The sequence below is a fragment of the Microbispora corallina genome (genome assembly GCF_016863035.1).
GTDB classification, from domain to species: domain Bacteria; phylum Actinomycetota; class Actinomycetes; order Streptosporangiales; family Streptosporangiaceae; genus Microbispora; species Microbispora corallina.
In genome coordinates this window covers 43,832-65,885 of record NZ_BOOC01000036.1, presented here as the reverse complement: position 1 = coordinate 65,885, position 22,054 = coordinate 43,832, and the positions used below count along the sequence as shown (strand labels likewise).

At 71.5% G+C, this 22,054-nt stretch carries 21 protein-coding genes; 10 read left to right on the top strand and 11 right to left on the bottom strand.

Annotated elements, in window-relative coordinates; genetic code table 11:
* Nucleotides 1-77: 77 nt before the first annotated feature.
* Together Mco01_RS30850 and Mco01_RS30845 are read right to left on the bottom strand one after the other, a co-directional pair.
* Nucleotides 78-1,436: an aspartate aminotransferase family protein gene (locus Mco01_RS30850; RefSeq protein WP_239104021.1), complete on the bottom strand. Its 1,359-nt coding sequence runs from the start codon at nt 1,434-1,436 to the stop codon at nt 78-80.
* A gap of 133 nt (nt 1,437-1,569) precedes the next feature.
* Entirely contained in the window at nt 1,570-3,006 is a 1,437-nt protein-coding gene (locus tag Mco01_RS30845) for a CCA tRNA nucleotidyltransferase (RefSeq protein WP_204060369.1), read from the bottom strand.
* A gap of 132 nt (nt 3,007-3,138) precedes the next feature.
* Here Mco01_RS30845 and Mco01_RS30840 point away from each other — a divergent pair, with 132 nt between their 5' ends.
* The 8 genes from Mco01_RS30840 to trxA all read left to right on the top strand — a co-directional run bounded on the left by Mco01_RS30840 (nt 3,139) and on the right by trxA (nt 12,577).
* Complete coding sequence (locus Mco01_RS30840; protein ID WP_051458221.1) at nt 3,139-3,675, top strand: aminoacyl-tRNA deacylase; 537 nt, start codon at nt 3,139-3,141, stop codon at nt 3,673-3,675.
* 46 nt (nt 3,676-3,721) lie between these two features.
* Nucleotides 3,722-5,965, top strand: coding sequence for a hypothetical protein (locus Mco01_RS30835; protein WP_204060368.1), 2,244 nt, complete (start codon nt 3,722-3,724; stop codon nt 5,963-5,965).
* Between the two features lie 74 nt (nt 5,966-6,039).
* Nucleotides 6,040-7,638, top strand: a complete 1,599-nt coding sequence (murJ, locus tag Mco01_RS30830) for a murein biosynthesis integral membrane protein MurJ (RefSeq protein WP_204060367.1) — start codon at nt 6,040-6,042, stop codon at nt 7,636-7,638.
* Between the two features lie 381 nt (nt 7,639-8,019).
* Nucleotides 8,020-9,501 (top strand): protein kinase family protein, encoded by a 1,482-nt coding sequence (locus Mco01_RS30825; RefSeq protein WP_239104032.1) that lies wholly within the window; start codon nt 8,020-8,022, stop codon nt 9,499-9,501.
* A 10-nt stretch (nt 9,502-9,511) separates the two neighbouring features.
* Nucleotides 9,512-10,156: an RNA polymerase sigma factor SigM gene (gene sigM / locus Mco01_RS30820; RefSeq protein WP_204060365.1), complete on the top strand. Its 645-nt coding sequence runs from the start codon at nt 9,512-9,514 to the stop codon at nt 10,154-10,156.
* Entirely contained in the window at nt 10,146-11,111 is a 966-nt protein-coding gene (locus Mco01_RS30815; RefSeq protein WP_204060364.1) for an anti-sigma factor family protein, read from the top strand. The genes sigM and Mco01_RS30815 overlap by 11 nt, the downstream gene beginning before the upstream one ends.
* 148 nt (nt 11,112-11,259) lie before the next feature.
* Nucleotides 11,260-12,189 carry a thioredoxin-disulfide reductase gene (gene trxB / locus Mco01_RS30810; RefSeq protein WP_204060363.1) on the top strand — a complete coding sequence of 310 codons (930 nt, stop codon included), beginning with the start codon at nt 11,260-11,262 and terminating at the stop codon, nt 12,187-12,189.
* Nucleotides 12,190-12,253: 64 nt separating this feature from the next.
* Nucleotides 12,254-12,577: a thioredoxin gene (gene trxA / locus Mco01_RS30805; protein WP_036324753.1), complete on the top strand. Its 324-nt coding sequence runs from the start codon at nt 12,254-12,256 to the stop codon at nt 12,575-12,577.
* A gap of 219 nt (nt 12,578-12,796) precedes the next feature.
* Here the strand turns inward: trxA and Mco01_RS30800 are convergent, their stop codons facing one another.
* A complete protein-coding gene (locus Mco01_RS30800) occupies nt 12,797-13,414 on the bottom strand; it encodes a GNAT family N-acetyltransferase (RefSeq protein ID WP_204060362.1) in 618 nt (205 codons plus the stop codon).
* Nucleotides 13,415-13,789: 375 nt separating this feature from the next.
* Here Mco01_RS30800 and Mco01_RS30795 point away from each other — a divergent pair, with 375 nt between their 5' ends.
* Both Mco01_RS30795 and Mco01_RS30790 read left to right on the top strand, forming a co-directional pair.
* Entirely contained in the window at nt 13,790-15,022 is a 1,233-nt protein-coding gene (locus tag Mco01_RS30795; RefSeq protein WP_036324755.1) for an aminotransferase-like domain-containing protein, read from the top strand.
* Between the two features lie 195 nt (nt 15,023-15,217).
* Nucleotides 15,218-16,171, top strand: coding sequence for a D-alanine--D-alanine ligase family protein (locus Mco01_RS30790; RefSeq protein ID WP_036326343.1), 954 nt, complete (start codon nt 15,218-15,220; stop codon nt 16,169-16,171).
* 87 nt (nt 16,172-16,258) lie between these two features.
* Here Mco01_RS30790 and Mco01_RS30785 read toward each other — a convergent pair whose 3' ends face one another.
* The 8 genes from Mco01_RS30785 to rpmH all read right to left on the bottom strand — a co-directional run bounded on the left by Mco01_RS30785 (nt 16,259) and on the right by rpmH (nt 21,628).
* On the bottom strand, nt 16,259-17,212 hold the full coding sequence (locus Mco01_RS30785; RefSeq protein ID WP_204060361.1) for a ParB/RepB/Spo0J family partition protein: 954 nt from the start codon (nt 17,210-17,212) through the stop codon (nt 16,259-16,261).
* 143 nt (nt 17,213-17,355) lie between these two features.
* A complete protein-coding gene (locus Mco01_RS30780) occupies nt 17,356-18,129 on the bottom strand; it encodes a ParA family protein (protein WP_084369722.1) in 774 nt (257 codons plus the stop codon).
* Nucleotides 18,130-18,434: 305 nt separating this feature from the next.
* Entirely contained in the window at nt 18,435-19,115 is a 681-nt protein-coding gene (gene rsmG, locus Mco01_RS30775) for a 16S rRNA (guanine(527)-N(7))-methyltransferase RsmG (RefSeq protein WP_204060360.1), read from the bottom strand.
* Nucleotides 19,116-19,265: 150 nt separating this feature from the next.
* Entirely contained in the window at nt 19,266-19,766 is a 501-nt protein-coding gene (locus Mco01_RS30770; protein ID WP_204060359.1) for a Jag family protein, read from the bottom strand.
* An 18-nt stretch (nt 19,767-19,784) separates the two neighbouring features.
* Complete coding sequence (gene yidC / locus Mco01_RS30765) at nt 19,785-20,738, bottom strand: membrane protein insertase YidC (protein ID WP_036324759.1); 954 nt, start codon at nt 20,736-20,738, stop codon at nt 19,785-19,787.
* Nucleotides 20,739-20,742: 4 nt separating this feature from the next.
* Nucleotides 20,743-21,051, bottom strand: coding sequence for a membrane protein insertion efficiency factor YidD (gene yidD, locus Mco01_RS30760; RefSeq protein WP_084369723.1), 309 nt, complete (start codon nt 21,049-21,051; stop codon nt 20,743-20,745).
* Complete coding sequence (rnpA, locus tag Mco01_RS30755) at nt 21,048-21,458, bottom strand: ribonuclease P protein component (RefSeq protein WP_239104020.1); 411 nt, start codon at nt 21,456-21,458, stop codon at nt 21,048-21,050. The genes yidD and rnpA overlap by 4 nt, the downstream gene beginning before the upstream one ends.
* Before the next feature lie 32 nt (nt 21,459-21,490).
* Entirely contained in the window at nt 21,491-21,628 is a 138-nt protein-coding gene (gene rpmH / locus Mco01_RS30750) for a 50S ribosomal protein L34 (protein ID WP_015772801.1), read from the bottom strand.
* Between the last annotated feature and the right edge of the window lie 426 nt (nt 21,629-22,054).

Sequence of the window (22,054 nt, the reverse complement as noted above, 5' to 3'; positions counted from 1 at the left end):
CCGATCGTGTGGCACCGGGCGGCCGACGCCGGCCCGTGGGCGACGGCGGCGAATGGCCCGCGGCGAACGTCGGGAGGTCAGGGCCGCAGCGACGCCGCGGCCGCGGTCATGGCCCGGGTGATCAGGGCGACGTCCTCCGGGCCGGCCGCGTAGGGCGGCATGGTGTAGAGGAGCCGCCCGAAGGGCCGCAGCCAGACCCCGTGGGCCATCACCACGTCCTGCGCCCTGGCGACGTCGACGGGATCGACGGTCTCGATCACCCCGATGGCGCCGAGCACACGGACGTCGCGGACCCCCGGCAGCCCCACGGCCGGCGCCAGGCCGTCGAGCAGCCCTGCCTCGATCCGCTTGACCTCCTCACGCCAGGGCCGTTCGGCCAGCAGGTCGAGCGAGGCGTTCGCGACGGCGGTGGCGAGCGGGTTGCCCATGTAGGTCGGCCCGTGCATCAGCACGCCGATGGCGTCGGCCACCCGCTCGGTGCACAGGGTGGCGGCCAGCGTCATGTATCCGCCCGTCAGCGCCTTGCCGACGCACATGATGTCGGGCCGGATCCCGGCGTGGTCGCAGCCGAACAGCTCCCCCGTACGGCCGAAGCCGGTGGCGATCTCGTCGGCGATCAGCAGGACGCCGTGCTCGTCGGCGAGCTCGCGCAGCCTGCGGAGGTAGGCGGGGTGGTGGAAGCGCATGCCCCCGGCGCCCTGGACGACCGGCTCCACGATGATCGCGGCCAGCTCGTGGGCGTGGGCGGCCACAAGGCGGGACAGCTCGTCGAGGTAGTCCGGGTCGGGGCCGCCGGCCCCCAGGGCCTCCCCTCCGCCGTCCCCGGCGCCCCCCGCGCCGCCCTTCGCAGCGCCCCCCGCGCCGCCCTCGGCGGCGCCCGGGCGGTGGCCGTACCCGCCGGGCGGGAGGGGCGCGAAGACGTGCGCGGGCAGCACCCCGGAGAACAGGTGGTGCATGCCGCTCACGGGGTCGCAGACGGACATCGCCCCGAACGTGTCGCCGTGGTAGCCGCCGCGGACCGTGAGCAGGCGCGAGCGGCCCTCCCCTCCGGTCGCCGCCGCGTGCTGGATCGCCATCTTGATCGCTACCTCGACGGCCACCGAGCCCGAGTCGGCGAGGAACACCCGCGGGAGCCCGGTCAGCTCCGCCAGGCGGGCCGCGAGCCGTACGGCGGGCTCGTGGGTGAGGCCGCCGAACATCACATGGGCCATCGCGTCCACCTGCTCGTGGACGGCCTTGTTGAGCCTGGGGTGGTTGTAGCCGTGGATCGCCGCCCACCAGGAGGACATGCCGTCCACCAGCACCCGGCCGTCGGCGAGCGTCAGCCGTACGCCCTCGGCGCGGGCGACCGCGTGAACCGGGACGCCGGACGGGACGGCGGTGTACGGATGCCACACGTGCTCGCGGTCAAGCCGCAGGATCTCCTCAGCGTCCACGGCGCCCAACCTACCGAAGCGCCCACCGCCCGCCCGCCCGGCCTCGCCGCCCTGTGGACAACGCCCGGCGTCCCGACGTCCCTGTGGACAACCAGCGGCGTCCTGGCCGGACGATCTCCAGCGAACGTCGGCGTCAGGTGAGGACGTCGTTGTCGCGGGCCCAGACGAGGAGCGCCTCGCGGGCCGCCTCCTTGCCGATCAGGCCCTCGTCCATGCGCAGGTCGAGCATGTGCTTGTAGGCCCGGCCGACCATGGGGCCCGGCGGGATGCCGAGGATCTCCTGGATCTCGTTGCCGTCGAGCTCGGGCCGCATCTTGGCCAGCTCCTCCTCCTCGGCCAGCCGGGAGATCCGCTCCTCCAGCTGGTCGTAGGTCCGGCCGAGCGCCGCGGCCTTGCGCCGGTTGCGCGTGGTGCAGTCGGCCCGCGTGAGCTTGTGCAGCCGCTCCAGGAGGTGGCCGGCGTCGCGGACGTACCGGCGGACGGCGCTGTCGGTCCACTCGCCCGAGCCGTAGCCGTGGAAGCGCAGGTGCAGCTCGACGAGCTGGGCCACGTCGGCCACGACGTCCTTGGGGAACCGCAGCTCCGTCAGCCGCTTCTTGGCCAGCTGCGCCCCGACCACCTCGTGGTGGTGGAAGGACACCCGGCCGCCGGGCTCGTTGCGGCGGGTCTTCGGCTTGCCGATGTCGTGGAGCAGCGCGGCCCAGCGCAGGACGCGGTCGGGACCGGCCGTCTCCAGGTCGATCGCCTGCTCCAGCACGATCAGCGTGTGCTCGTACACGTCCTTGTGCCGGTGGTGCTCGTCGATCTCCAGCCGGAGCTTGGGCAGCTCGGGCAGGACGTGGCCGGCCAGCCCGGTGTCGACCAGCATCGTCAGCCCGGTGCGCGGAAGCGCGCCGAGGATGAGCTTGTCGAGCTCGTCGCGGATCCGCTCGGCCGAGACGATCTCGATCCGGCCGGCCATGGCCGTCATCGCCGCGACCGCCCCGGGGTCGACCGTGAACCCGAGCTGCGAGGCGAACCGGGCCGCCCGGAGCATGCGCAGCGGGTCGTCGTCGAACGACCGCTCGGGGCTCTCCGGGGTCCGCAGGACCTTGGCGCCGAGGTCGGCCAGCCCGCCGTACGGGTCGACGAACTCGTGGTCGGGCAGGCGCACGGCCATCGCGTTGACGGCGAAGTCGCGGCGGGCCAGGTCGCCCTCGAGCGTGTCGCCGTACACCACCTCCGGCTTGCGCGAGGCCGGATCGTACGACTCGCTGCGGTAGGTCGTGATCTCCAGCAGCCGGCCGCCCTTGCGCACGCCGACCGTGCCGAAGTCGATGCCGATGGTCCAGACGGCGTCCGCCCAGTCCTTGACGATCTCCAGGACGCGCTCGGGACGGGCGTCCGTGGTGAGGTCGAGATCGTTTCCGACGCGGCCGAGGAAGACGTCGCGCACCGAGCCGCCCACGAGGGCGAGCTGGTGGCCGCGGGACGCGAAGAGGTCGCCGAGCTCGTCGGCCACCGGGGCGATCCGGCGGAACAGCTCGTCGACCGCCCGCTGCTGGGCGTCGCTCAGATTTGAAACGGACAAGGCTGGGTAGGTCCTTCGGTCACGGAACAGTTTCTCCCCCGATGGCACCGGTGTCACCTGGGGAGAAGACACCTAGCGATCACCAGGCCACGGTCGGTTCGGGGGCGCTGGACGACGCAAGGAGCACACGAGATGAAAGACGCTCTCGCCATTCACCGCTGGCTCCTCGCCCACCAGATCCACCATGAGATCGTACGTCTTCCGCGCCCCTTGACGTGCTCCGACGAGATGCCGGACGTCCTCGGGGTGGAGCCGGAGACATGCGTGTGCGTGTCGTTGTTCGAGGTGTCCGTGCGGGGAGGGCGGGAGCCGGTGGCGGTGGTGAGCACGGTGGACACCCCGCCCAGGATGGGCGCGATCGGCGCGCTTCTGCGGGCCCACCGCGTGCGGCCGGCCTCGGCCTTCGTGGTCAACTCCGTCACCGACTACGCGCACGGCCTGGTCTGCCCGCTGCTCCTGCCCGACACGCTCACCGTTCTCCTGGATCAGCGCCTGACCGAGCGGCTCGGCCCCGACGACATCGTCCACACGGCGACGGGCGAGCGCAGGACCGCCCTGCGGGTGCGTGCCCTGCACCTGTTCGACCTGCTCACGGCCAAGCCGGTGGACCTGACGACGCCGCATCGCAGGGGTCTGGCGAGTCTGGCGAGTCCAATGCGGACGGCGTAGGCCATAGCATTCTGGGCGTGCGCCGTACCTCACCGCCGGCCGGCACATGATCCGTAAGGCCGCCCTGCTGACCCTGCTCACCGTCCTGCTCGTCCCCACGGGCATGGCCGGTACGGCTGTCGCGGGCTCCTCCGGCCGGGCCGAAAGCGCCCCGCGTGCCCTTCCTGGCAGGCAGGCGGCCCCCGCCGACCCCCTCCTCGTCGAGCAGGTCACCCCCGAGGTGGTCCGCGACCCCGCCGCCCCCGTCACGATCGGGGGCACGGTCACCGGCACCCCCAACTCCGCGGTCCGCGTGCGCGTCGACTACTCGGCCCAGCCGCTTCGCCTCCGTTCGGACATGGACGTCTTCCTCAGCGGTCAGGGCTACTTCACCCCGCAGTACAGCACCAAGGTCCAGGCCACCCAGCTCGACCAGTCCGGGAGACTGCGGTTCGAGTTCACGATCACGCCGGGGGACCTGGGCATGTCCCGGCTCGGGGTCTATCCGATCGCCGTCGAGGTCGTCGACGCGGCCACCGGCCAGCGGATCTCCATCGAGCGCACCTTCCTGCCGTACGTGCCCGACGGGCAGGACGTCCCCAAGGTCAAGCTGGCGGTCGCGCTGCCGATCGCCGACCGGCCGCACCGGGCCGACGACGCCACGTTCATGGACGACGACCTGCGGGCCTCCGTCTCCTCGGGCCGCCTCGCCGCGCTGCTCAAGGTGGCACAGGAGGCCGGCAAGAGCGTGACGTGGTTCGTCGACCCCGGGGTGCTCCAGGACGTCCGGCAGACGGCCTCCGGGCCGTACACGGTAAGGACCGGCGACGACGACAGCCGCAAGACGGCCGACGCGACCGCCGGGCAGTGGCTCGCCGGGCTGCGCACGGCGCTGACCGGTAAGCCCGTGGCGGCCCTGCCGTACGCCGACCCCGATCTGACGGCGCTCGTACACAACGGGCTGGAGGAGCCGGCCGTGGCCGCCATCCAGCGCGGCTCGTCCCTGGCCACCGACCTGCTGGGCGAGGACGTCCAGGGATCGACCGTGTGGCCGACCGGCGGGATCGTCGACAGGGACGCGGCCGACGAGCTGGCGATGGCCGGGGTGACCTCCCTGCTGCTGTCGCAGGACGCGCTCCCGCCGCGCGCCCCAGGGGGCGCCGGCAGTCAGGGCGCGGGAGGCCAGGTCGTGCCCGGCGGGACGACGCCGTCCGCCACGCCCGACGCCGCCGCGCGCCTTGAGACGGTCGCCGACACCCCGGTCACGGCGCTGCTCGCCGACCCCGGGCTCGGCCGCATCCTGAGCGGCGACACCTCCGTCCCCGGCGCCGCCATGCTGGCCCGGCAGCGGTTCGTGGCCGAGACCGCGATGATCGCCTTCGAGCCTGCCGGGCAGACCGGGCAGACGGGCGACGGGTCCGTTCCGGTCCCCTCGAGGACGGTGATCGCGGCGCCGACCGGCCACCTGTGGAACCCCGACCCCGACTTCGTGACGTCGCTGCTGGAGGCGGTGTCCGGCGCGCCCTGGCTGCGGATGACCACGCTCGGGTCGGTGAAGCCGAGCCGGCACCCCACCCCGCGGGGCGACCTCGCCTACAGCGAGCGCGACCACCAGGCCGAGCTGAGCCGCTCCTATCTCGCGGCGGTACGGAAGCTCGACCAGGAGGCCGAGGCGGCGTCGACCGTCACCGCGGAGCGCACCGAACTGTTCCACGAGGCGATCCTGCGGCTGAGCTCGTCCGCCTGGCGCGGGGACGGCAAGCGGGCCACGGCCTTCGCGAAGCGGGTGGAGGCCGCCGTCGACGCCCGCATCGCCGGCGTCTCGGTGATCGACTCGCCGCGGGCCATCGCGGGCGCCAACGGCCAGGTGCCGGTGAGCATCGCCAACAACCTGGACAAGGACGTCCTCATCAAGGTCAGGGTCACCTCGGAGAACCGGTCGCGCCTGTCGATCGACGCGCCGGACGGCGTCTTCGAGACCGGCGACGCGATCCGCGTGCTCAGGGCCCGCAGCCAGCTCGTCAACGTGCCCGTGGTCGTGCCCGCGCGGGGCGGCGAGGCGCGCATCGACATCCAGCTGCTCACCTCGGACGACAAGCCGTACGGCGACCCGGTGCATGTGGTGGTGCGCGCGACGGGGTACACGGGGATCGCCCTGGTCATCGTGGGCGCGGCCCTGGCGATCATGCTGGCCGCCGTGGTGATGCGCATCCTGCGCCGCCGGTCGAGGAAGTCGTTCCCCTTCTCCCCGCCTGTCCCGCCGGACGCCGGCCGCACGCCGGTCGAGCAGGAGGGGTCGACTCAGGCATAGGTTGGGTCCCACCCCCGAGGAGGCGTCCGGCGGTGCTCGCCCCGAGCCCGGTCGCCGCGAGCTGAAGGAACACGATGAGCAGGATGCTCCGGGCCAGCGCGATCATGGCGGCCGGAACCATGGTCTCGCGGCTCACCGGCTTCGTCCGCACGGCGGCCGTGGCCGCGGCGATCGGCACGCTGGCGCTCGGCGACGCCTACAACGCCGCCTACCAGATCCCGTACATCCTCTTCGACCTGCTGATCGGCGGCGTCCTCAGCAGCGTCATCGTGCCGATGGTGATCAAGGCGCAGAAGCGCGACCCTGACGGCGGGCAGGCCTTCGAGCAGCGGCTGATGACGCTGGCGATCATCGTGCTGGCCGCGATCGCGGCGCTCGGGGTGCTGCTCGCCCGGCCGATCATGGAGCTGTACACCGCGTCCAACTGGACGGACCACAAGATCGACGTGGCGACGACGCTGGCCAGGTTCATCCTGCCGCAGATCGCGTTCTTCGGCGTCGGGGCGATGGCGGGGGCCATCCTCAACACGCGGGACCGGTTCGCCGCCCCCATGTGGGCGCCCGTCCTGAACAACCTCGTGGTGATCGGGGTCGCGGGCGTCTACCTGGTCGTGGGGGCGTCCGACGTGGACAAGGTGACCGACGGCGACCTCGCTCTGCTCGGCATCGGGACCACGGCCGGCATCGTGGTCCAGTCGATCGTGCTGGTCATCGCGCTGCACCGGGCCGGGTTCCGGTTCCGGCCGCGGTTCGGGCTGCGCGGCACAGGCCTCGGCGAGGCGGCCAGGACGGCTGTCTGGACGTTCGTCTACGTCGGGGTCACCCAGCTCGGGTTCTGGGTCACCACCAAGCTCGCGACCGGCGCGGGCGAGCGGGCCCCAGGAGCGGGCAACAGCGCCTACGCGTACGCGTTCCAGCTCTTCCAGCTGCCGTACGGGATCATCGCGGTGTCGGTGATCACAGCGATGCTGCCGCGGATGAGCCGCTACGTCGCCGACCGGGAGTACGACGCGGCGCGGTCCGAGTTCGCCTCGGGGGTGCGGCTCGTCTCCTCGGTGATCGTGCCGGCTGGGTTGCTGCTGCTGGTCCTCGGGCCCGCGGTCACCACGCTGATCTTCTCGTGGGGCAACATGACCGCGGCCAGCGCCCTCTACATCGGCAACGTGCTGCAGGTCTTCGGCCTCGCCCTGGTGCCGTTCTCGATCTTCCAGCTCCTGCTGCGGGTCTTCTACAGCTTCGGCGACACCCGCACCCCCGCCACCGTCGCGGGACTGAACGTGGTCATCAACGCCACGCTGAGCCTGGTGGCGTACTTCGCGCTGCCCTCGCAGTACATCGTCATCGGGCTGGCGTTCGCCTTCATGATCACGTATGTGGTGGGCAGCGGGGTGGCCTGGGTGCTGGCGAGCCGGAAGATCGGCGGCCTGGGCGGACGGGAGGTCATGTCGGGGGTGACGCGGATGTACCTGGCGGCCATCCCCGGGGCGGCCGCGGCGCTCGCCGTCCTCTGGCTGGCCAGGGAGGTCACCGACATCACGGCGGTGAGCTCCGCCGTGGTCCTGGCCGCGGGCGGCGGTGCCGGGATGCTGCTCTACATGCTGGCCGCCCACCGGATGCGGGTGCCCGAGGTGAGCTCCATCATTGGACTCGTCGCAAGCCGGGTAGGACGGTAAGAGTCCTCACGAGGGACCGGCAAGTCGAAGGTAACCCGAAAGTCCGATTCGGACGTCTTCGAACGGGAAGGCGGGCACAAGCGGCACGGCACTAGCATGGTGCGCCTAGGGAATGTCCAGATCTTGCCGAGGCGAGCATCGGCCCACTTGACGGCGTCGCGGACCGCGACGCGCGACGAAGGAGGAATGACGGCGGCGCACGGCGCGTGCGAGGGCCCCGGACGGGGCGGCGCGGCGGACGCCGGACGGCGATCGCTGCGGACGATCTGAGACACGACCTGGAGTTGGGACCGGCGAGCGGAAGCGGGAAGGCGTGGGCGGAACCACCCGGCATCGGCTGAGGCATGCCGACAGGCCGCGGATCGAGGCGGCTTCGTGAGCATGTCCACGGTCGAGCCCGGCACCCGGCTGGCGGACCGGTTCCGCCTGGAGGACCGGGTCAACGAGTCGGCCGGCGCCACGCTGTGGAAGGCCATCGACGAGATTCTGGCCAGGCCGGTCGCGGTCCACACCTTCGACCCGGAGTTCTCCCGGGTCAAGGAGGTGGTGACGGCCGCGCGGCTCGCCAGCCGCCTGACCGACCCCCGGCTCACCCAGGTCTTCGACGCGGCCGACGAGGACGGCACGGCGTACGTCGTGAGCGAGTGGGTCAGTGGCGAGTCGCTGCGCGACCTGCTGGAGAGCGGCCCCGTCGAGCCCGAGCGAGGCGCGGCGCTGGTGGCCGAGGCCGCCGAGGCGCTCGCCCACGCCCACGCCGCCGGGCTGACCCACCTCCACCTGACCCCCAGCCGCCTGGTCTGGACGACCGGCGGCACCGTGAAGCTTCTCGGGCTCGCCGTGGACGCCGCGATCCTGGGCCTGACCAGCGAGGACGCCACCAAGGAGGACGCCGAGGGCCTGGGCCGCCTGCTGTACGCCGCCCTCACCGGCCACTGGCCGGGCGACTCCGACTGCGGCCTGCCCCCGGCGCCGCTCGACGACGGCAAGATCTGCACACCCCGCCAGGTCACCGCCGGCGTGCCCGGCTACCTCGACGCCATCGCCTGCCGGGCGCTCCTCCAGGAGCAGCGGCGCGGCCAGCCGCCCCTGACCACCCCGGCCGAGGTGGCCGAGGCCCTGTCCGAGGTGCCGCGGCCCGCCCCCGCGCCGGCCGCGTCGATCCCGCCCGCGCTCAACCTGCGGTCCGAGGCGCCCGACACGATGGCCCCGCACATCGTGCCGTCGCCCCCCATGCCGAACGGCGGCCCCCGGCCGCAGACCGGCGCGGCGAGCAAGGTTTTGCTCACGATCATCGTGCTGCTCGTGATGGCGGCCGTCGGCGTCGGCGCGTGGACCGTGGGCAAGAACCTCGGCAACACCCCCCGGGTCACCGCGAGCGGCACCTCGCCGACGCCGTCCGTGTCGCACAAGCCGGTGACGGTCAAGCCGGTCGGCGCGAACGGCTTCGACCCGCTGGGCGACGACCACGCGGAGAACCCGGAGTACGCCGCGCTCGCGGTCGACGGCAAGCCGTCGACCGAGTGGCACACCGACAGCTACAACAGCGCCGACCTCGGTCGGCTCAAGGACGGCGTCGGCCTCATCCTCGACATGGGCAAGCCCGTCCCCATCGCCAACGTGGTCGTCGCGCTCGCCGACACCCCCGGCGCGACTGTTCAGCTCAAGGTGGGCGACTCGCAGGAGCTGTCCTCGCTCAAGACCGTCGCCGACGCCCAGAACGCCTCCGGGTCCACCACGCTCACGCCGTCCAAGTCCGTGACGGGCCAGTACGTTTTGATCTGGTTCACCCGTCTTGCCCCCTACAAGGGTCAGTATCGTGGCACCATCTACGACGTAACGGTGCACTCCCCCGGATCGGCATAGCAGGGACCTCGTGACCTCCCCACCAGACAACTCCCCGGCGGCGGGGCACTCGGCGCGGCCCGCGGTGTCCGATGCCGAGCTGCTGACGCGGCACATCGAGGGGGACCCGCACGCCTTCAGTGAGATCGTCAAGAGGCACCGCGACCGCATGTGGGCCGTGGCCCTGCGCACGCTCGGCGACCCGGACGAGGCCGCCGACGCCGTCCAGGACGCGTTCGTGTCCGCCTACCGGAAGGCCGAGAGCTTCCGCGGCGAGGCCGCGGTGACGACGTGGCTGCACCGCATCGTCGTCAACGCCTGCCTCGACCGGATGCGCCGCAAGTCCGTGCGGCCCGTGGCTGACGACGAGCTCATCGAGGCGGCCGAGCGGGAGGCGCCGCCGGCCGACCAGGCCGGGGAGCGCGAGGTCTCGCTGGAGGTCACCGCGGCGCTCAAGCTGCTGCCCCCGGACCAGCGCGCCGCCCTGGTCCTCGTCGACATGATGGGGTACGGCGTGGAGGACGCGGCCACGGTGCTCGGCGTCCCCGCCGGAACCGTCAAAAGCCGCTGCGCGCGGGGCCGCGCCAAACTTGCCCCGATTCTTTCGCATCTGCGGAACCGATCAGACCTCACTCGCGTCTCATCCGCGAAGGGAGCAGAACTTCGTGACGGGTGACACGCACTACGACGTGGAGACTCTCGCCGAACTGGCGGAGGGCCTCCTCGACGACACCACGGCCCTGCGGGTCCGCGAGCATCTGGCGATCTGCGACGCCTGCGGCGAGACACTCGCCGATCTGGCCGCGGTCCGCGAGGTCCTCGCGGCGGTCCCGGTGCCGGCGATGCCCCTCGGGGTCGCCAAGCGCATCGACCGCGCGCTGGCCGCGGAGGCCCCGGACTGGGACCGCGTCATGCGCGACGCGCCCTGGGAGAGCGGGACGACGGACTCGCCCTGGGAGACCGCTTCCGCGCCGGCGTGGGCGGACGCGTTCCAGGACGTCCACGCGGACGCGACCCCTTCCGCCGCGGAGGAGCCGGCGGTCGTGCCCGCGCAGCGGCGCGAACGGCAGGCGGTCGACCCCCTCGCGCGGCGTACGGTCGTCGCGGCGGGACAGGACGCCGGGAACGGCTCGCCGGCCCGCAGAGGCCGGTCCTCCCGTCGGCGGCTGTGGGCGCTGCCGGCCGCGGCGGCGGCAGCCGCGGCGGTGATCGTCGGGGGCGCCGGGCTGGTGACCAACTTATTGGCCGACGGGACCCCGACCGGCCAGTACGCCCTGGGCACGGGCGACACGAGTGAGAGCCCGGCCGGCCCGCAGCAGGCGGCCTCCTACTCGATCTTCGCCAGCGGTCACAACTACACGAGCCGGGAGCTGCGCGGCCCCCTGCTGGGCTACTTCGGCGTCGCGCCCGGCTCCGGGACGAACGACGACGAGGACCTCGACACCTGCGTGAAGAGGTTCTCCAACCAGCTCGACCGCACGCCCATCGGCGTGGACAAGGCGCTGTACAACGGCAACGAGGCCACGGTCATGGCGTTCTGGGAGGATCAGAAGATCAACGCGGTGCGTGTGGTCGTGGTCGACTCCGAGTGCCACCCCCTGCGCCCGGACGGCCTGGCGACCTGGAAGTGACCGGTCGGCGGGAGCCGTACCATCGAACCTGACGAAGCCCCCCGCGACCTCCGGGGGGCTTCGCCGTGTCCAGGCCCCCTCCCGGGAATCCCCGGGGCCTAGGATCTGTTGACGCGACTGCACACCTCAGGATCGGAAGGCGAGTCCGTTGAGCGACGTCCGTAACGTGATCATCATCGGGTCGGGCCCGGCCGGCTACACGGCGGCCGTCTACTCCGCGCGCGCGGACCTCAAGCCGTTGCTGTTCGAGGGGTCGGTCACGGCCGGCGGTGCGCTGATGAACACCACCGATGTGGAGAACTTCCCCGGCTTCCCCGACGGCATCATGGGGCCGGACCTGATGGACAACTTCCGCAAGCAGGCCGAGCGGTTCGGGGCCGAACTGGTCGCCGACGACGTCGTCGAGGTGGACCTGACGGCCGACCCGAAGGTCGTGAAGACCTACACCGACACCTACTACGCCAAGGCCGTCATTCTGGCCACCGGGTCGGGGTACCGGCAGCTGGGTCTGGAGAACGAGCAGCGGCTGTCGGGGCGCGGCGTGTCCTGGTGCGCCACCTGTGACGGGTTCTTCTTCCGCGACCAGGACATCGTGGTGGTCGGCGGCGGGGACACCGCGATGGAGGAGGCGATCTTCCTGTCGCGGTTCGGCCGTACGGTGACCGTGGTGCACCGGCGGGACCAGCTGCGCGCCAGCAAGATCATGCAGGATCGGGCGTTCGCGAACGAGAAGATCCGCTTCATCTGGGACAGCGAGGTCGTCGACATCCTGGGCGAGGACCGCATCACCGGAGTGCGGCTGCGCAACCTCAAGACCGGCGAGGAGACCGAGCTGCCGGTGGGCGGCCTGTTCATCGCGATCGGGCACGACCCGCGCACCGAGCTGTTCAAGGGCCAGGTGGACCTCGACGAGCAGGGGTACATCCTGACGCAGGCGCCCACGACGCGGACCAACCTCGACGGGGTGTTCGCCGCCGGCGACGTGGTCGACCACATCTACCGGCAGGCCATCACCGCCGCGGGCACCGGCTGCTCGGCCTCGCTGGACGCCGAGCGCTGGCTGAGCAACCACGCCTGACCCGGGAATGCGGGGCCCGTCCCCGCGGTTCCCATTCAGCACACCGATCAAGGGGAGAGTTACCGTGGGCGCGATCAAGAGCGTGACGGACGGCAGCTTCGAGGCCGAGGTCCTCAAGAGCGACAAGCCGGTCCTGGTGGACTTCTGGGCGGAGTGGTGCGGTCCGTGCCGCCAGGTCTCGCCCATTCTCGAGGAGATCGCCGCCGAGAACGCCGACAAGCTGACCATCGTCAAGCTGAACATCGACGAGAATCCCGCCACTCCGCGGGACTACGGCGTACTCCAGATCCCGACGATGAACGTCTACAAGGGTGGAGAGGTCGTCAAGCAGATCATCGGCGCCAAGCCGAAGGCGATGCTGCTGCGCGAACTCGAGGGCATCATCTGAGGCCCCCTGCGGCGCGAGCCGTACCACCGCCTTTCCCGGCGGCACCCACCCACAGGGAAGGCCCCCGCGCTCCGGCGCGGGGGCCTTTCCGTTTGCCGGGATTCCGTTTTTCGGCTTCCTCGGGGAAGTTCCGTCGTCGATTTCCCCGGTTTCGGCGCACAGGGGACCTCCGATGGCGGCGACCGCTCCTCGATCACCGCCGGCGGGGCTGAGATCGTCTCAGACGGGCCGCAGCGCCCGCTCGGGAGACATCGATCCCAGCAGGCGCTCCAGGGCCACCTCGACGTCCTCACGCCACGAGACGGCGGTCTTCAGCTCCAGCCGCAGGCGGGGGAAGCGCAGATGCGGGCGGACGGTCTTGAAGCCCACCGACAGCAGGTACTCCGCCGGCAGCAGGCAGCCCGGCTGCTCCCACTTCAGGTCGCCGAACGCCTCGATCGCCCGTACGCCCCGGCGCGTCAGGTCCTTGGCCACGCCCTGCACGAGCATCCGCCCGAGGCCTCCGCCGGAGAACTCCGGCAGGATGTGCGCCGTCATCAGCAGCACGGCGTCCGAGCTCACCGGCGAGGTCGGGAACGCGACCGACCGGGGGACGTAGAGCGGCGGGGCGTACAGCACGAACCCGGCGGCGACGCCGTCCACGTATGCGATCTTCCCGCAGCTCCCCCACTCCAGCAGCGTCGCGGAGATCCACGCCTCCTTCTCCAGGCCCGGGTCGCCCGACTCCACCGCGCGCTCGCCGCCGACCGGGTCGAGCTCCCAGAAGACGCAACGCCTGCACCGGCGCGGCAGGTCGTCGAGGTTGTCGAGCGTGACGTTGACCAGCCGACGCGACACGTGATGCCCCAATCCCCGTCAGGAGTCCTGCCAGAAAAGCGCGCGAATACGGCGTCTCCAGGTCGCATCGTAACTCAGCGATCGCGTCCGCACGGGGCGCCACAGCGGTCGCCGCCGCCACGTTCCAAGGGGGTTCCGGACGCGCACAGTGGGGTCCGGCGCACCGTGATGTGTGGGACACGATGGCAAGAAGAGGAGCCCTTGATGGTCAATACCCTGTTGTGATCGGCGTGCCGCGCTACCGTACTCTGGATTTCTCGGCTACGTGATCGGAGGTGGACCGTGACCAAGGAGCTCGATCACGGTCGGACGAACGCGGCCCACGGGTCGCGCATTGACGCCTACGTCGACCGTTACGCCGCGCGAGCTACGGGGATGGTCGCCTCCGAGATCCGAGCTCTTTTCGCCGTCGCGTCGAGGCCCGAGGTGGTCTCGCTCGCCGGCGGCATGCCGTACGTGACGGCTCTGCCCCTCGACCTCGTCGGCGAGCTCGTCGCCGACCTGGTCGCCACCCGCGGCTCCGTGGCCCTGCAGTACGGCTCGGGCCAGGGCGACCCCGCGCTGCGCGAGCAGATCTGCGAGGTCATGCGGATGGAGGGCATCGAGGCCGGCGCAGACGACGTCGTCGTCACAGTGGGCTCACAACAGGCCCTCGACCTCATCACCCGCATCTTCATCGACCCGGGCGACGTGGTGCTCGCCGAGGGGCCGTCCTATGTGGGCGCGCTCGGCACGTTCAGCGCGTACCAGGCCAAGGTCGTGCACGTCGCCATGGACGACCAGGGGCTGATCCCCGAGTCGCTGGCGCAGACGATCTACGCGCTGCAGACCGCGGGCAGCCGGATCAAGTTCCTCTACACGATCCCGACCTTCCAGAACCCGGCCGGTGTCACGCTCAACGAGGTGCGCCGCCGCCAGGTGCTGGAGATCTGCCAGCGGGCCGGCATCCTCGTGGTCGAGGACAACCCGTACGGGCTCCTCGGGTTCGACGGCGAGCCGCTGCGGGCGCTGCGCGCCGACGACGCGGAGGGCGTGGTCTACCTGGGGTCGTTCTCCAAGACGCTGGCCCCCGGCTTCCGCGTCGGATGGGCTCTCGCCCCGCACGCCGTGCGCGACAAGCTCGTGCTGGCGATGGAGTCGGCGGTGCTGTCCCACTCGACCTTCACCCAGCTCGCCGTCGGGCAGTACCTCACCACCCAGCCGTGGCGCGAGCAGATCAAGGCCTTCCGGGAGCTCTACCGCGAGCGCCGCGACGCCCTCCTCGGCGCCCTCGAGGTGCTCATGCCGGACGGGTGCACGTGGACCAGGCCCGGCGGCGGCTTCTTCGTCTGGATGACGCTCCCCGAGGGGCTCAACTCCAAGGCGATCCTCCCCCGCGCCGTCGCGGAGCGGGTGGCGTTCGTGCCCGGCACGGGCTTCTACTCGGACGGCGGCGGCGCCCGGCACATGCGGCTGTCGTACTGCTACCCCGAGCCCGACCGGATCCGGGAGGGCGTGCGCCGGCTGGCCGGGGTGATCGAGCAGGAGCTTCAGCTGCGCGACACGTTCGGCACCGGGTCCGTCCCCGGCCACGCCGGCGTCGACACCCCCGGCCCCGACCTCGCCTGAGGCCCGGTACGGCTAGCCTGTTCAGGCCGGCCGTACTGGACCCCCGCGCGAGAAAGGCCCTCGTCGTGAGCGAGCGAACGAGCACCTACGGATCGCCCCCCGCGCGTCCTCATTCAGTGGGACGCGCCCGCGGGGAGGCGGACGCATGACCCGGCGAGCGGGACGGCCCGCCGAGCCGCGGGGCGGGGCATGGTCATGAGCGACATCGGGCACGTGCTCGTCCTCGCGGGCGGGCTCTCCTACGAGCGTGAGGTCTCCATCCGCTCCGGCCGCCGCGTGGCCGAGGTGCTGCGCGCGGCCGGCGTCGACGTCGAGACCCGCGACACCGACGCCACGCTCGTCCCCGCCGTGCTGTCCGACCCACCGGACGTGGCGTTCGTGACGCTGCACGGCGGCGCCGGCGAGGACGGCGCGATCCGCTCGGTGCTCGAACTGCTCGGCGTGCCCTACGTGGGCGCGACGCCCGACGCCTGCCGGGTCGCCTTCGACAAGCCGACCGCGAAGGCCGTCGTCCGCTCCTGGGGGCTCAACACCCCCGACTCGGTGGCCCTGCCGAAGGAGACCTTCCACGACCTCGGCGCCACCGCCGTCCTCGGGCGGATCGTCGAGCGTCTCGGGCTGCCGCTGTTCGTCAAGCCGTCGCGCGGCGGCTCGGCGCTCGGCGCCTCGATCGTCCGCACGGCCGAGGAACTGCCCGCCGCCATGGTCGGCTGCTTCGCCTACGGCGACACGGCGCTCATCGAGAAGTACATCCGCGGTGTGGAGGTCGCGGTGTCCGTCGTCGACCTCGGAGACGGGCCCATGGCGCTGCCGCCCGTGGAGATCGTGCCCGACGGCGGCGTCTACGACTACGCGGCCCGCTACACCGCTGGGCACACCGAGTTCTTCGCGCCGGCCCGCCTGTCGGGGGAGGCCACCGAGGCCTGCGCCGCGATGGCGGTCGCCGCCCATACGGCCCTCGGCCTGCGGGACATCTCGCGTACCGACCTCATCGTGGACGCCACGGGCCGCCCGTACTTTCTCGAAGTGAACGTGGCCCCCGGCATGACCGAGACCTCGCTGCTGCCCATGGCGGCCGAGGCGGCGGGCCGGGATCTCGGCACTCTGTGCAAGGGGCTCCTGGAGGCCGCCGTCCGCCGCGGCCGCTGACACGACGGGCTGTGCCGGCCGTTCGATGTTTCACGTGAAACCGGTCCGCTCCGGCGACTCCGTTTCACGTGAAACATCGGGAGGGACTTACTCCCCGTCGAGCCCGCGCATGGAGTTGGCCGCCTCGGGCGCCATCGTGCCGATGATCCGCTCCAGGTCGTCGATCGTGGAGAACTCGACGACGATCCGGCCCTTCCGGCTGCCGAGGTCCACCTTCACGCGCGTCTCGAAATGATCGGAGAGCCGGTCGGCCAGGTGGCGGAGCGCCGGGGCGGTCGGCTTCTTCGCCCGCGGCTTGCGCGGCGCCGGCCCGGCCGTCGCCTCCCCCAGCGCCACGATCTCCTCGACCGTCCGCACCGACAGCCCCTCGGCCACGATGCGGTTGGCGAGCCGCTCCATGGCGGTCGCGTCGTCCAGCGTCAGCAGCGCCCGGGCGTGCCCGGCGCTGATGAGCCCGGCCGCCACCCGGAGCTGCACGTTGGGGGGGAGGTTGAGCAGGCGCAGGGTGTTGGTGATGTGTGAGCGGGAGCGCCCCACCTTCTGGGCCAGCACCTCATGAGTGGCCCCGAAGTCGTCGAGCAGCTGGCGGTAGGCCGCCGCCTCCTCCAGCGAGTTGAGCTGCTCCCGCTGGAGGTTCTCGATGAGCGCCTCGCGGAGCATCTCGTCGTCCTGGGTGCTGCGCACGATGGCCGGGACGTGATCCATCCCCGCGATCCTCGAGGCGCGCCAGCGCCGCTCCCCCATGATGAGCTCGTAGCGCCCGTCTCCGATGGCCCGCACCACGACCGGCTGGAGGAGGCCGACCTCCTTGATGGAGGCCGCCAGCTCCTCGAGGCGGTCGTCGTCGAAGACCTCGCGCGGCTGACGCGGGTTCGGGGAGATGGCCTCGACGTCGATCTCCTGGAAGTAGGCGCCCTCGACCGGGCGCAGCCCCGCCTCGGCCGGGGACGGCGCGGGAGCGGCCATCGAGGGATCGACGATCGGTCCTGTGGGGATCAGAGCGCCAAGACCCTTGCCCAGTCCCCGAGGCTGCTTGCTCACCGCTGCTCCTTCACACCGCACAGAAGGCGGTGCCCAGCGACCCGAGGCCGCTGGGCACCGTCACGCACACACCAGGAGAGGGTACCGCCGCGCGGACGCGCCGATGAGCATCCGCGCCGCTTCCCGCTCCCGGATCCCGGTTTCTACGCCCCGGCGAGCGCCGCCGCCCGGTAGGCGATCTCCCGGGCGGCCTCCATGTAGGCCATCGCGCCGCTCGACCCCGGGTCGTACGTCATGACCGACTGGCCGTAGCTGGGCGCCTCGGAGACCCGGACGCTGCGGGGGATGACGGCGTCGAGGACGGTGTCGCCGAAGTGGGACCGCACCTCCTCGGCCACCTGGGAGGCGAGCCGCGTCCGGCCGTCGTACATCGTCAGCAGGATCGTGGACACCGACAACTGCTGGTTGAGGTGGGCCCGGACGAGCTCGACGTTCTGCAGAAGCTGGGTGAGGCCCTCCAGCGCGTAGTACTCGCACTGGATGGGGATCAGGACCTCCTGCGCGGCCGCCATGGCGTTGACCGTGAGCAGCCCGAGGGACGGCGGGCAGTCGATAAGGATGTAGTCGAACGTCCCGGCCTCGAACGACGCCAGCGCTCGCTTGAGCCGGGCCTCCCGGCCCACCATGGGGACGAGCTCGATCTCCGCTCCGGCCAGATCAAGGGTGGCGGGGGCGCAGTAGAGGTTGGGCATCTCGGGGACCGGCTTCACGATGGACGACAGCGCTAAGTCGTCCACGAGCACCTGGTACACCGACGGCATCCCCGATCGGTGCTCCGTCGCCAGCGCCGTCGAGGCGTTCCCCTGGGGATCGAGGTCGACCACGAGGACGCGCTGCCCGTGCATCGACAGGGCGGCGGCAAGGTTGACGGCTGTGGTGGTCTTGCCCACCCCGCCCTTCTGGTTGGCCACGGTCATCACGCGGCACCGGGGTGGCCGCGGCCACTCCCCCTCGTCACGCGTCGAGTACCCCACGGAAGGCGCAGCCGCCTGCGGGGGCGCGGCTGTTTCACGTGAAACCACAGAACTCAGAGCCTCTCGTACCAGCGGCGAATCGCCAGGGTTAAGGGGGGTCTGGGACACGGTCGTCGTCCTTTCGACCGGCGAAACAGGGGGACGAGGCCAGCCAACCCCCGAGGGCCGGCCTGCTGTCGCGATCTCCCAGGGTAGGGCGACGGGAGTCTCGGGCCAACCCAGGCCCGCTGCGGTACCCGCCACGACGCTCACCTCTTCCGTCGCCGCCGCGCGCCCGCCTCCGGAGGCCGTCCGGCGACCACGCGGACGAGGGTGGCGGGCGGCTCGACCTTATCGCGCCCGACCTCGAGCACCTCGACGTCCTGCGCTCCCGAGGCCTCCAGTTGCGCCCGGGCGGACTCGATCTCCTCCGCCGCGCGCTCACCCTTCATCGCGAGAAGCTCCCCGCCGTCCCGCAGCAGCGGCAGCGCCCAGGTCACCAGGCGGTCGAGCGGCGCCACGGCCCGGGCGGTGGCGACGTCGAACACGCGTCTGCGGGCGAGCTCCTCCGCTCTCCCCCGCAGCACCTCCACGTTGTCGAGCTTGAGCGCGTCGACGCACTCCGTGAGGAAGACCGTACGGCGCAGCAGCGGTTCGAGGAGGGTGACCGTGATGTCCGGCCGGACGATCGCCAGGACCAGCCCGGGCAGGCCGGCACCCGATCCGATGTCGACGACGCTCGCATCCCGCGGGACGGCCTCGGCCACCACCGCGCAGTTCAACAGGTGCCGGTCCCAGATTCGCGGGACCTCCCGGGGTCCGAGCAGGCCGCGCACCACCCCGGGCCCCGCGAGGAGGTCGGCGAACGCCCGCGCCCGTTCCAGCGCCTCGCCGGTGAAGACCTCCAGCGCCACCGGGGGCGCCTCGGGCAGGTCGTTGCTCTCCGTCATCACTCACTCATCCAGGAACGCTCAGGGCCAAGGGTAGCCGTCCCGCCCGCGCCGGAGGCGGCAAGCCGCTCCGGAAGGCCGCTCAGGACGGCGAAAGCCGCCGGCCCGACAAGGGGACCGGCGGCTTCCGGCGGACAGGCGCGAAAGGATCTACGCGGGAAGGACCACGACGAAGCGGCGGGGCTCCTCGCCCTCCGACTCGCTGCGCAGCCCCGCCGCCGCGACGGCGTCGTGCACGATCTTCCGCTCGAACGGCGTCATGGGCTGCAGGGACTTGGGCTCCCCGCTGCGCTTGACGTCGGCCGCGATGTCGGTGCCGAGCTTGGTCAGCTCGGTGCGGCGGCGTTCGCGGTAGCCGCCCACGTCGAGCATGAGACGCGACCGCTCCCCCGTCTGGCGGTGCACCGCCAGGCGGGTCAGCTCCTGGAGCGCCTCGAGCACCTCCCCGCCGGGACCCACGAGGTCGTCGCCCTTGATGCCGACGACCGACACCACCGCGCGGTCGCCCTCGACGTCCATGTCGATGTCGCCGTCGAGGTCGGCGATGTCGAGCAGTCCCTCGAGGTAGTCGGCCGCGATCTCGCCCTCCTGTTCGAGGGCGTCGACGTCGGGAGCAGGCTCAGGCTTGAGGGTCTCCTCAGCTTCGGTCACGTCCGGACTCTCCTTCTCCTACGACTTCTTGCTGCCGGTGCGCTTGCTGCGCGGCTGCCGCGCCGGCTGCTGACGGACGATCTTGGGAGCGGGCTCGGCCGGCGCCTCCGGCGTCGCGACCTTGGGCTTGCCCACCAGCTTGGTGAAGATCCCGTTCGTCGGCTCGGGCGTCGTCACGTTGCCCTTCTCGTCGATCACGGGCATCGGGTGGCGGCTGTAGAACCAGTGCTGCTGGCCGAGCGTCCACAGGTTGGTGGTGACCCAGTAGAGGATCAGACCGAGCTGGAAGTTCAGGCTGAAGACGGCGAACAGCGGCGAAATGTACATCAGGATCTTCTGCTGCTGCGCCATGGGGTTGTCCGGCATCTGCATCACCGAGCGCTTGACGCTCTGCCGGACGGTGAGGAACGTCGTGCAGGAGCTGATCGCGACGAAGCAGGCGAGGACGATCTTCGTCATCGTCGGGTCGGCGCCGAGCTTCGTGATGACCTCGGCGCTGTCGAAGAACTTCGCCGGCAGCGGGGCGCCGATGATGTGGGCGGCGCGCGCGCTGTCCACGAGCTCCTTGGTCATGCCGAAGCTCACGCGGTCCTCGGCGATGGCCCGCAGCACGGTGAACATCGAGATGAAGATCGGGAACTGCGCGACGATCGGGAGGCAGCCGCCCAGTGGGTTGGCCCCGGCCGACTGGTACAGCGCCATGACCTCCTGGTTCATGCGCTGCTTGTCGTTCTTGTACTTCTTGCGCAGCTCCTGCACCTTGGGGGCGAGCTCCTGCATCTTCCTCGACGAGCGCATCTGCTTGAGGAAGAGCGGGAAGATCAGCAACCGCATCGCCACGGTCAGCGTGATGATCGTCAGCGCCCAGTTCAACCCGCTGCTGGAGGGGATGAAGGTGCTGTAGCCCGAGTGGATCTGGGTGATGACCCAGGCCACTGCCGTATACAGCCAATTGAGGAATGGCAGCTCCACCGAGCTAGCTCCCTTGCGTTTCGTCGTGAGACCGGACTCGGCGTGGGGGCACCGGGTCGAAACCTCCAGGATGGAACGGATGGCACCGCCCGATGCGCCTGACGGTCAGCCATACCCCACGAAGGGCGCCGTGAACGGCGATGGCCTCCAGCCCGTAGGCGCTGCACGACGGCTCGAACCGGCACCGCGGTCCAAGGGCGGGACCGATGAAAGCGCGGTAGAACCTGATCAGCGCGAGCAGGACGCGCGCGACCGGGCCGGCCGGCGGCGCGACGCTCGCCGGACGCGCCGGAACCGGGTGCTCCGCAGTCATGACCGTCCGTCCGTAGGGGTCCGGGATCCGGACCCTCGCCGCCGGAGTAAACGATCCAGCGCGACGTCGAGTTCGGCGGCCAGGTGCTCGCTTCGCGCGGACGCGGCCGGTGGATTGGCGCGTACCACAAGCAGGCTACCTCTCGGCAGCGCCTCCACACGGCTCCGCATCAGGTGTCTCAGCCTGCGTTTGACCTGGTTCCTGACGACCGCGCCACCGACCGCCTTGCTCACGACGAAGCCGACCAGCGGTGGCTCGTCGGCCTCGCGCACGTTGAGGTGAGCGACCAGGGTGGGACGCCCGGCGCGTCGCCCGCGGCGGATCGCGTCGGCGAACTCGTAACCCCGTCGCATGCGCGACGCGGACGGCAGCACCGGGCCTTCTTCGAAGTACGGCGAGCCGCCCACCGGCCGAGGGCACGGCGGGCGGCGTCGCGTCGTCAGACCGTCAGTTCCGCGCGGCCCTTGCGGCGGCGGGCGGCCAGGATCGCGCGGCCGGCACGGGTGCGCATGCGCAGCCGGAAGCCGTGGGTCTTCGCGCGACGACGGTTGTTCGGCTGGTAAGTACGCTTGCTCACGGGTGGGCTCCAGGCTTCAAGTACGCCCGCGGCGGTCCCACGGGCGCGGTACATTCCAAGGTCGCGGCTCGTCAATAGCGCGGGCATGCGAAATAGCCGTCGCGTGAATAGCCGACCGGGCCACGTTACGGGGCCATCCCGGGTCTGGTCAAACCAGAGCCCATGCTCCCAAGCGCGTACGGCGAGCGACCATGGCCCACTAGGCTGTGGACAACGCCTTGAACGCAAGTCGCGCGCACCGCTACTGTCGGCCCTCCGGCTCTTCCCTCCATCAGCGTGGATGTGCCCGGGGAGAGCGCGCGGACTGTGCACATCTTGTGGATCTCATGTGGATCACCTGTGGGTCCCGGCCGGGCCGGAGGTCCCGGAGGCGGGTTGACGGAGAAGGATCGCGGCGGGCGGGCGGGGGCCGCGCAATGGGAGGAG

Bases quoted from the DNA above. Each gene is read 5' to 3' on its own strand.
- Mco01_RS30840 (WP_051458221.1), top strand. From the start codon at position 3,139: ATGAAAGACGCTCTCGCCATTCACCGCTGGCTCCTCGCCCACCAGATC.
- Mco01_RS30835 (WP_204060368.1), top strand. From the start codon at position 3,722: ATGATCCGTAAGGCCGCCCTGCTGACCCTGCTCACCGTCCTGCTCGTC.
- murJ (WP_204060367.1), top strand. From the start codon at position 6,040: ATGAGCAGGATGCTCCGGGCCAGCGCGATCATGGCGGCCGGAACCATG.
- Mco01_RS30825 (WP_239104032.1), top strand. From the start codon at position 8,020: ATGTCCACGGTCGAGCCCGGCACCCGGCTGGCGGACCGGTTCCGCCTG.
- Mco01_RS30795 (WP_036324755.1), top strand. From the start codon at position 13,790: ATGGTCGCCTCCGAGATCCGAGCTCTTTTCGCCGTCGCGTCGAGGCCC.
- Mco01_RS30790 (WP_036326343.1), top strand. From the start codon at position 15,218: ATGAGCGACATCGGGCACGTGCTCGTCCTCGCGGGCGGGCTCTCCTAC.
- Mco01_RS30780 (WP_084369722.1), bottom strand. From the start codon at position 18,129: ATGACCGTGGCCAACCAGAAGGGCGGGGTGGGCAAGACCACCACAGCC.
- rsmG (WP_204060360.1), bottom strand. From the start codon at position 19,115: ATGACGGAGAGCAACGACCTGCCCGAGGCGCCCCCGGTGGCGCTGGAG.
- yidD (WP_084369723.1), bottom strand. From the start codon at position 21,051: ATGACTGCGGAGCACCCGGTTCCGGCGCGTCCGGCGAGCGTCGCGCCG.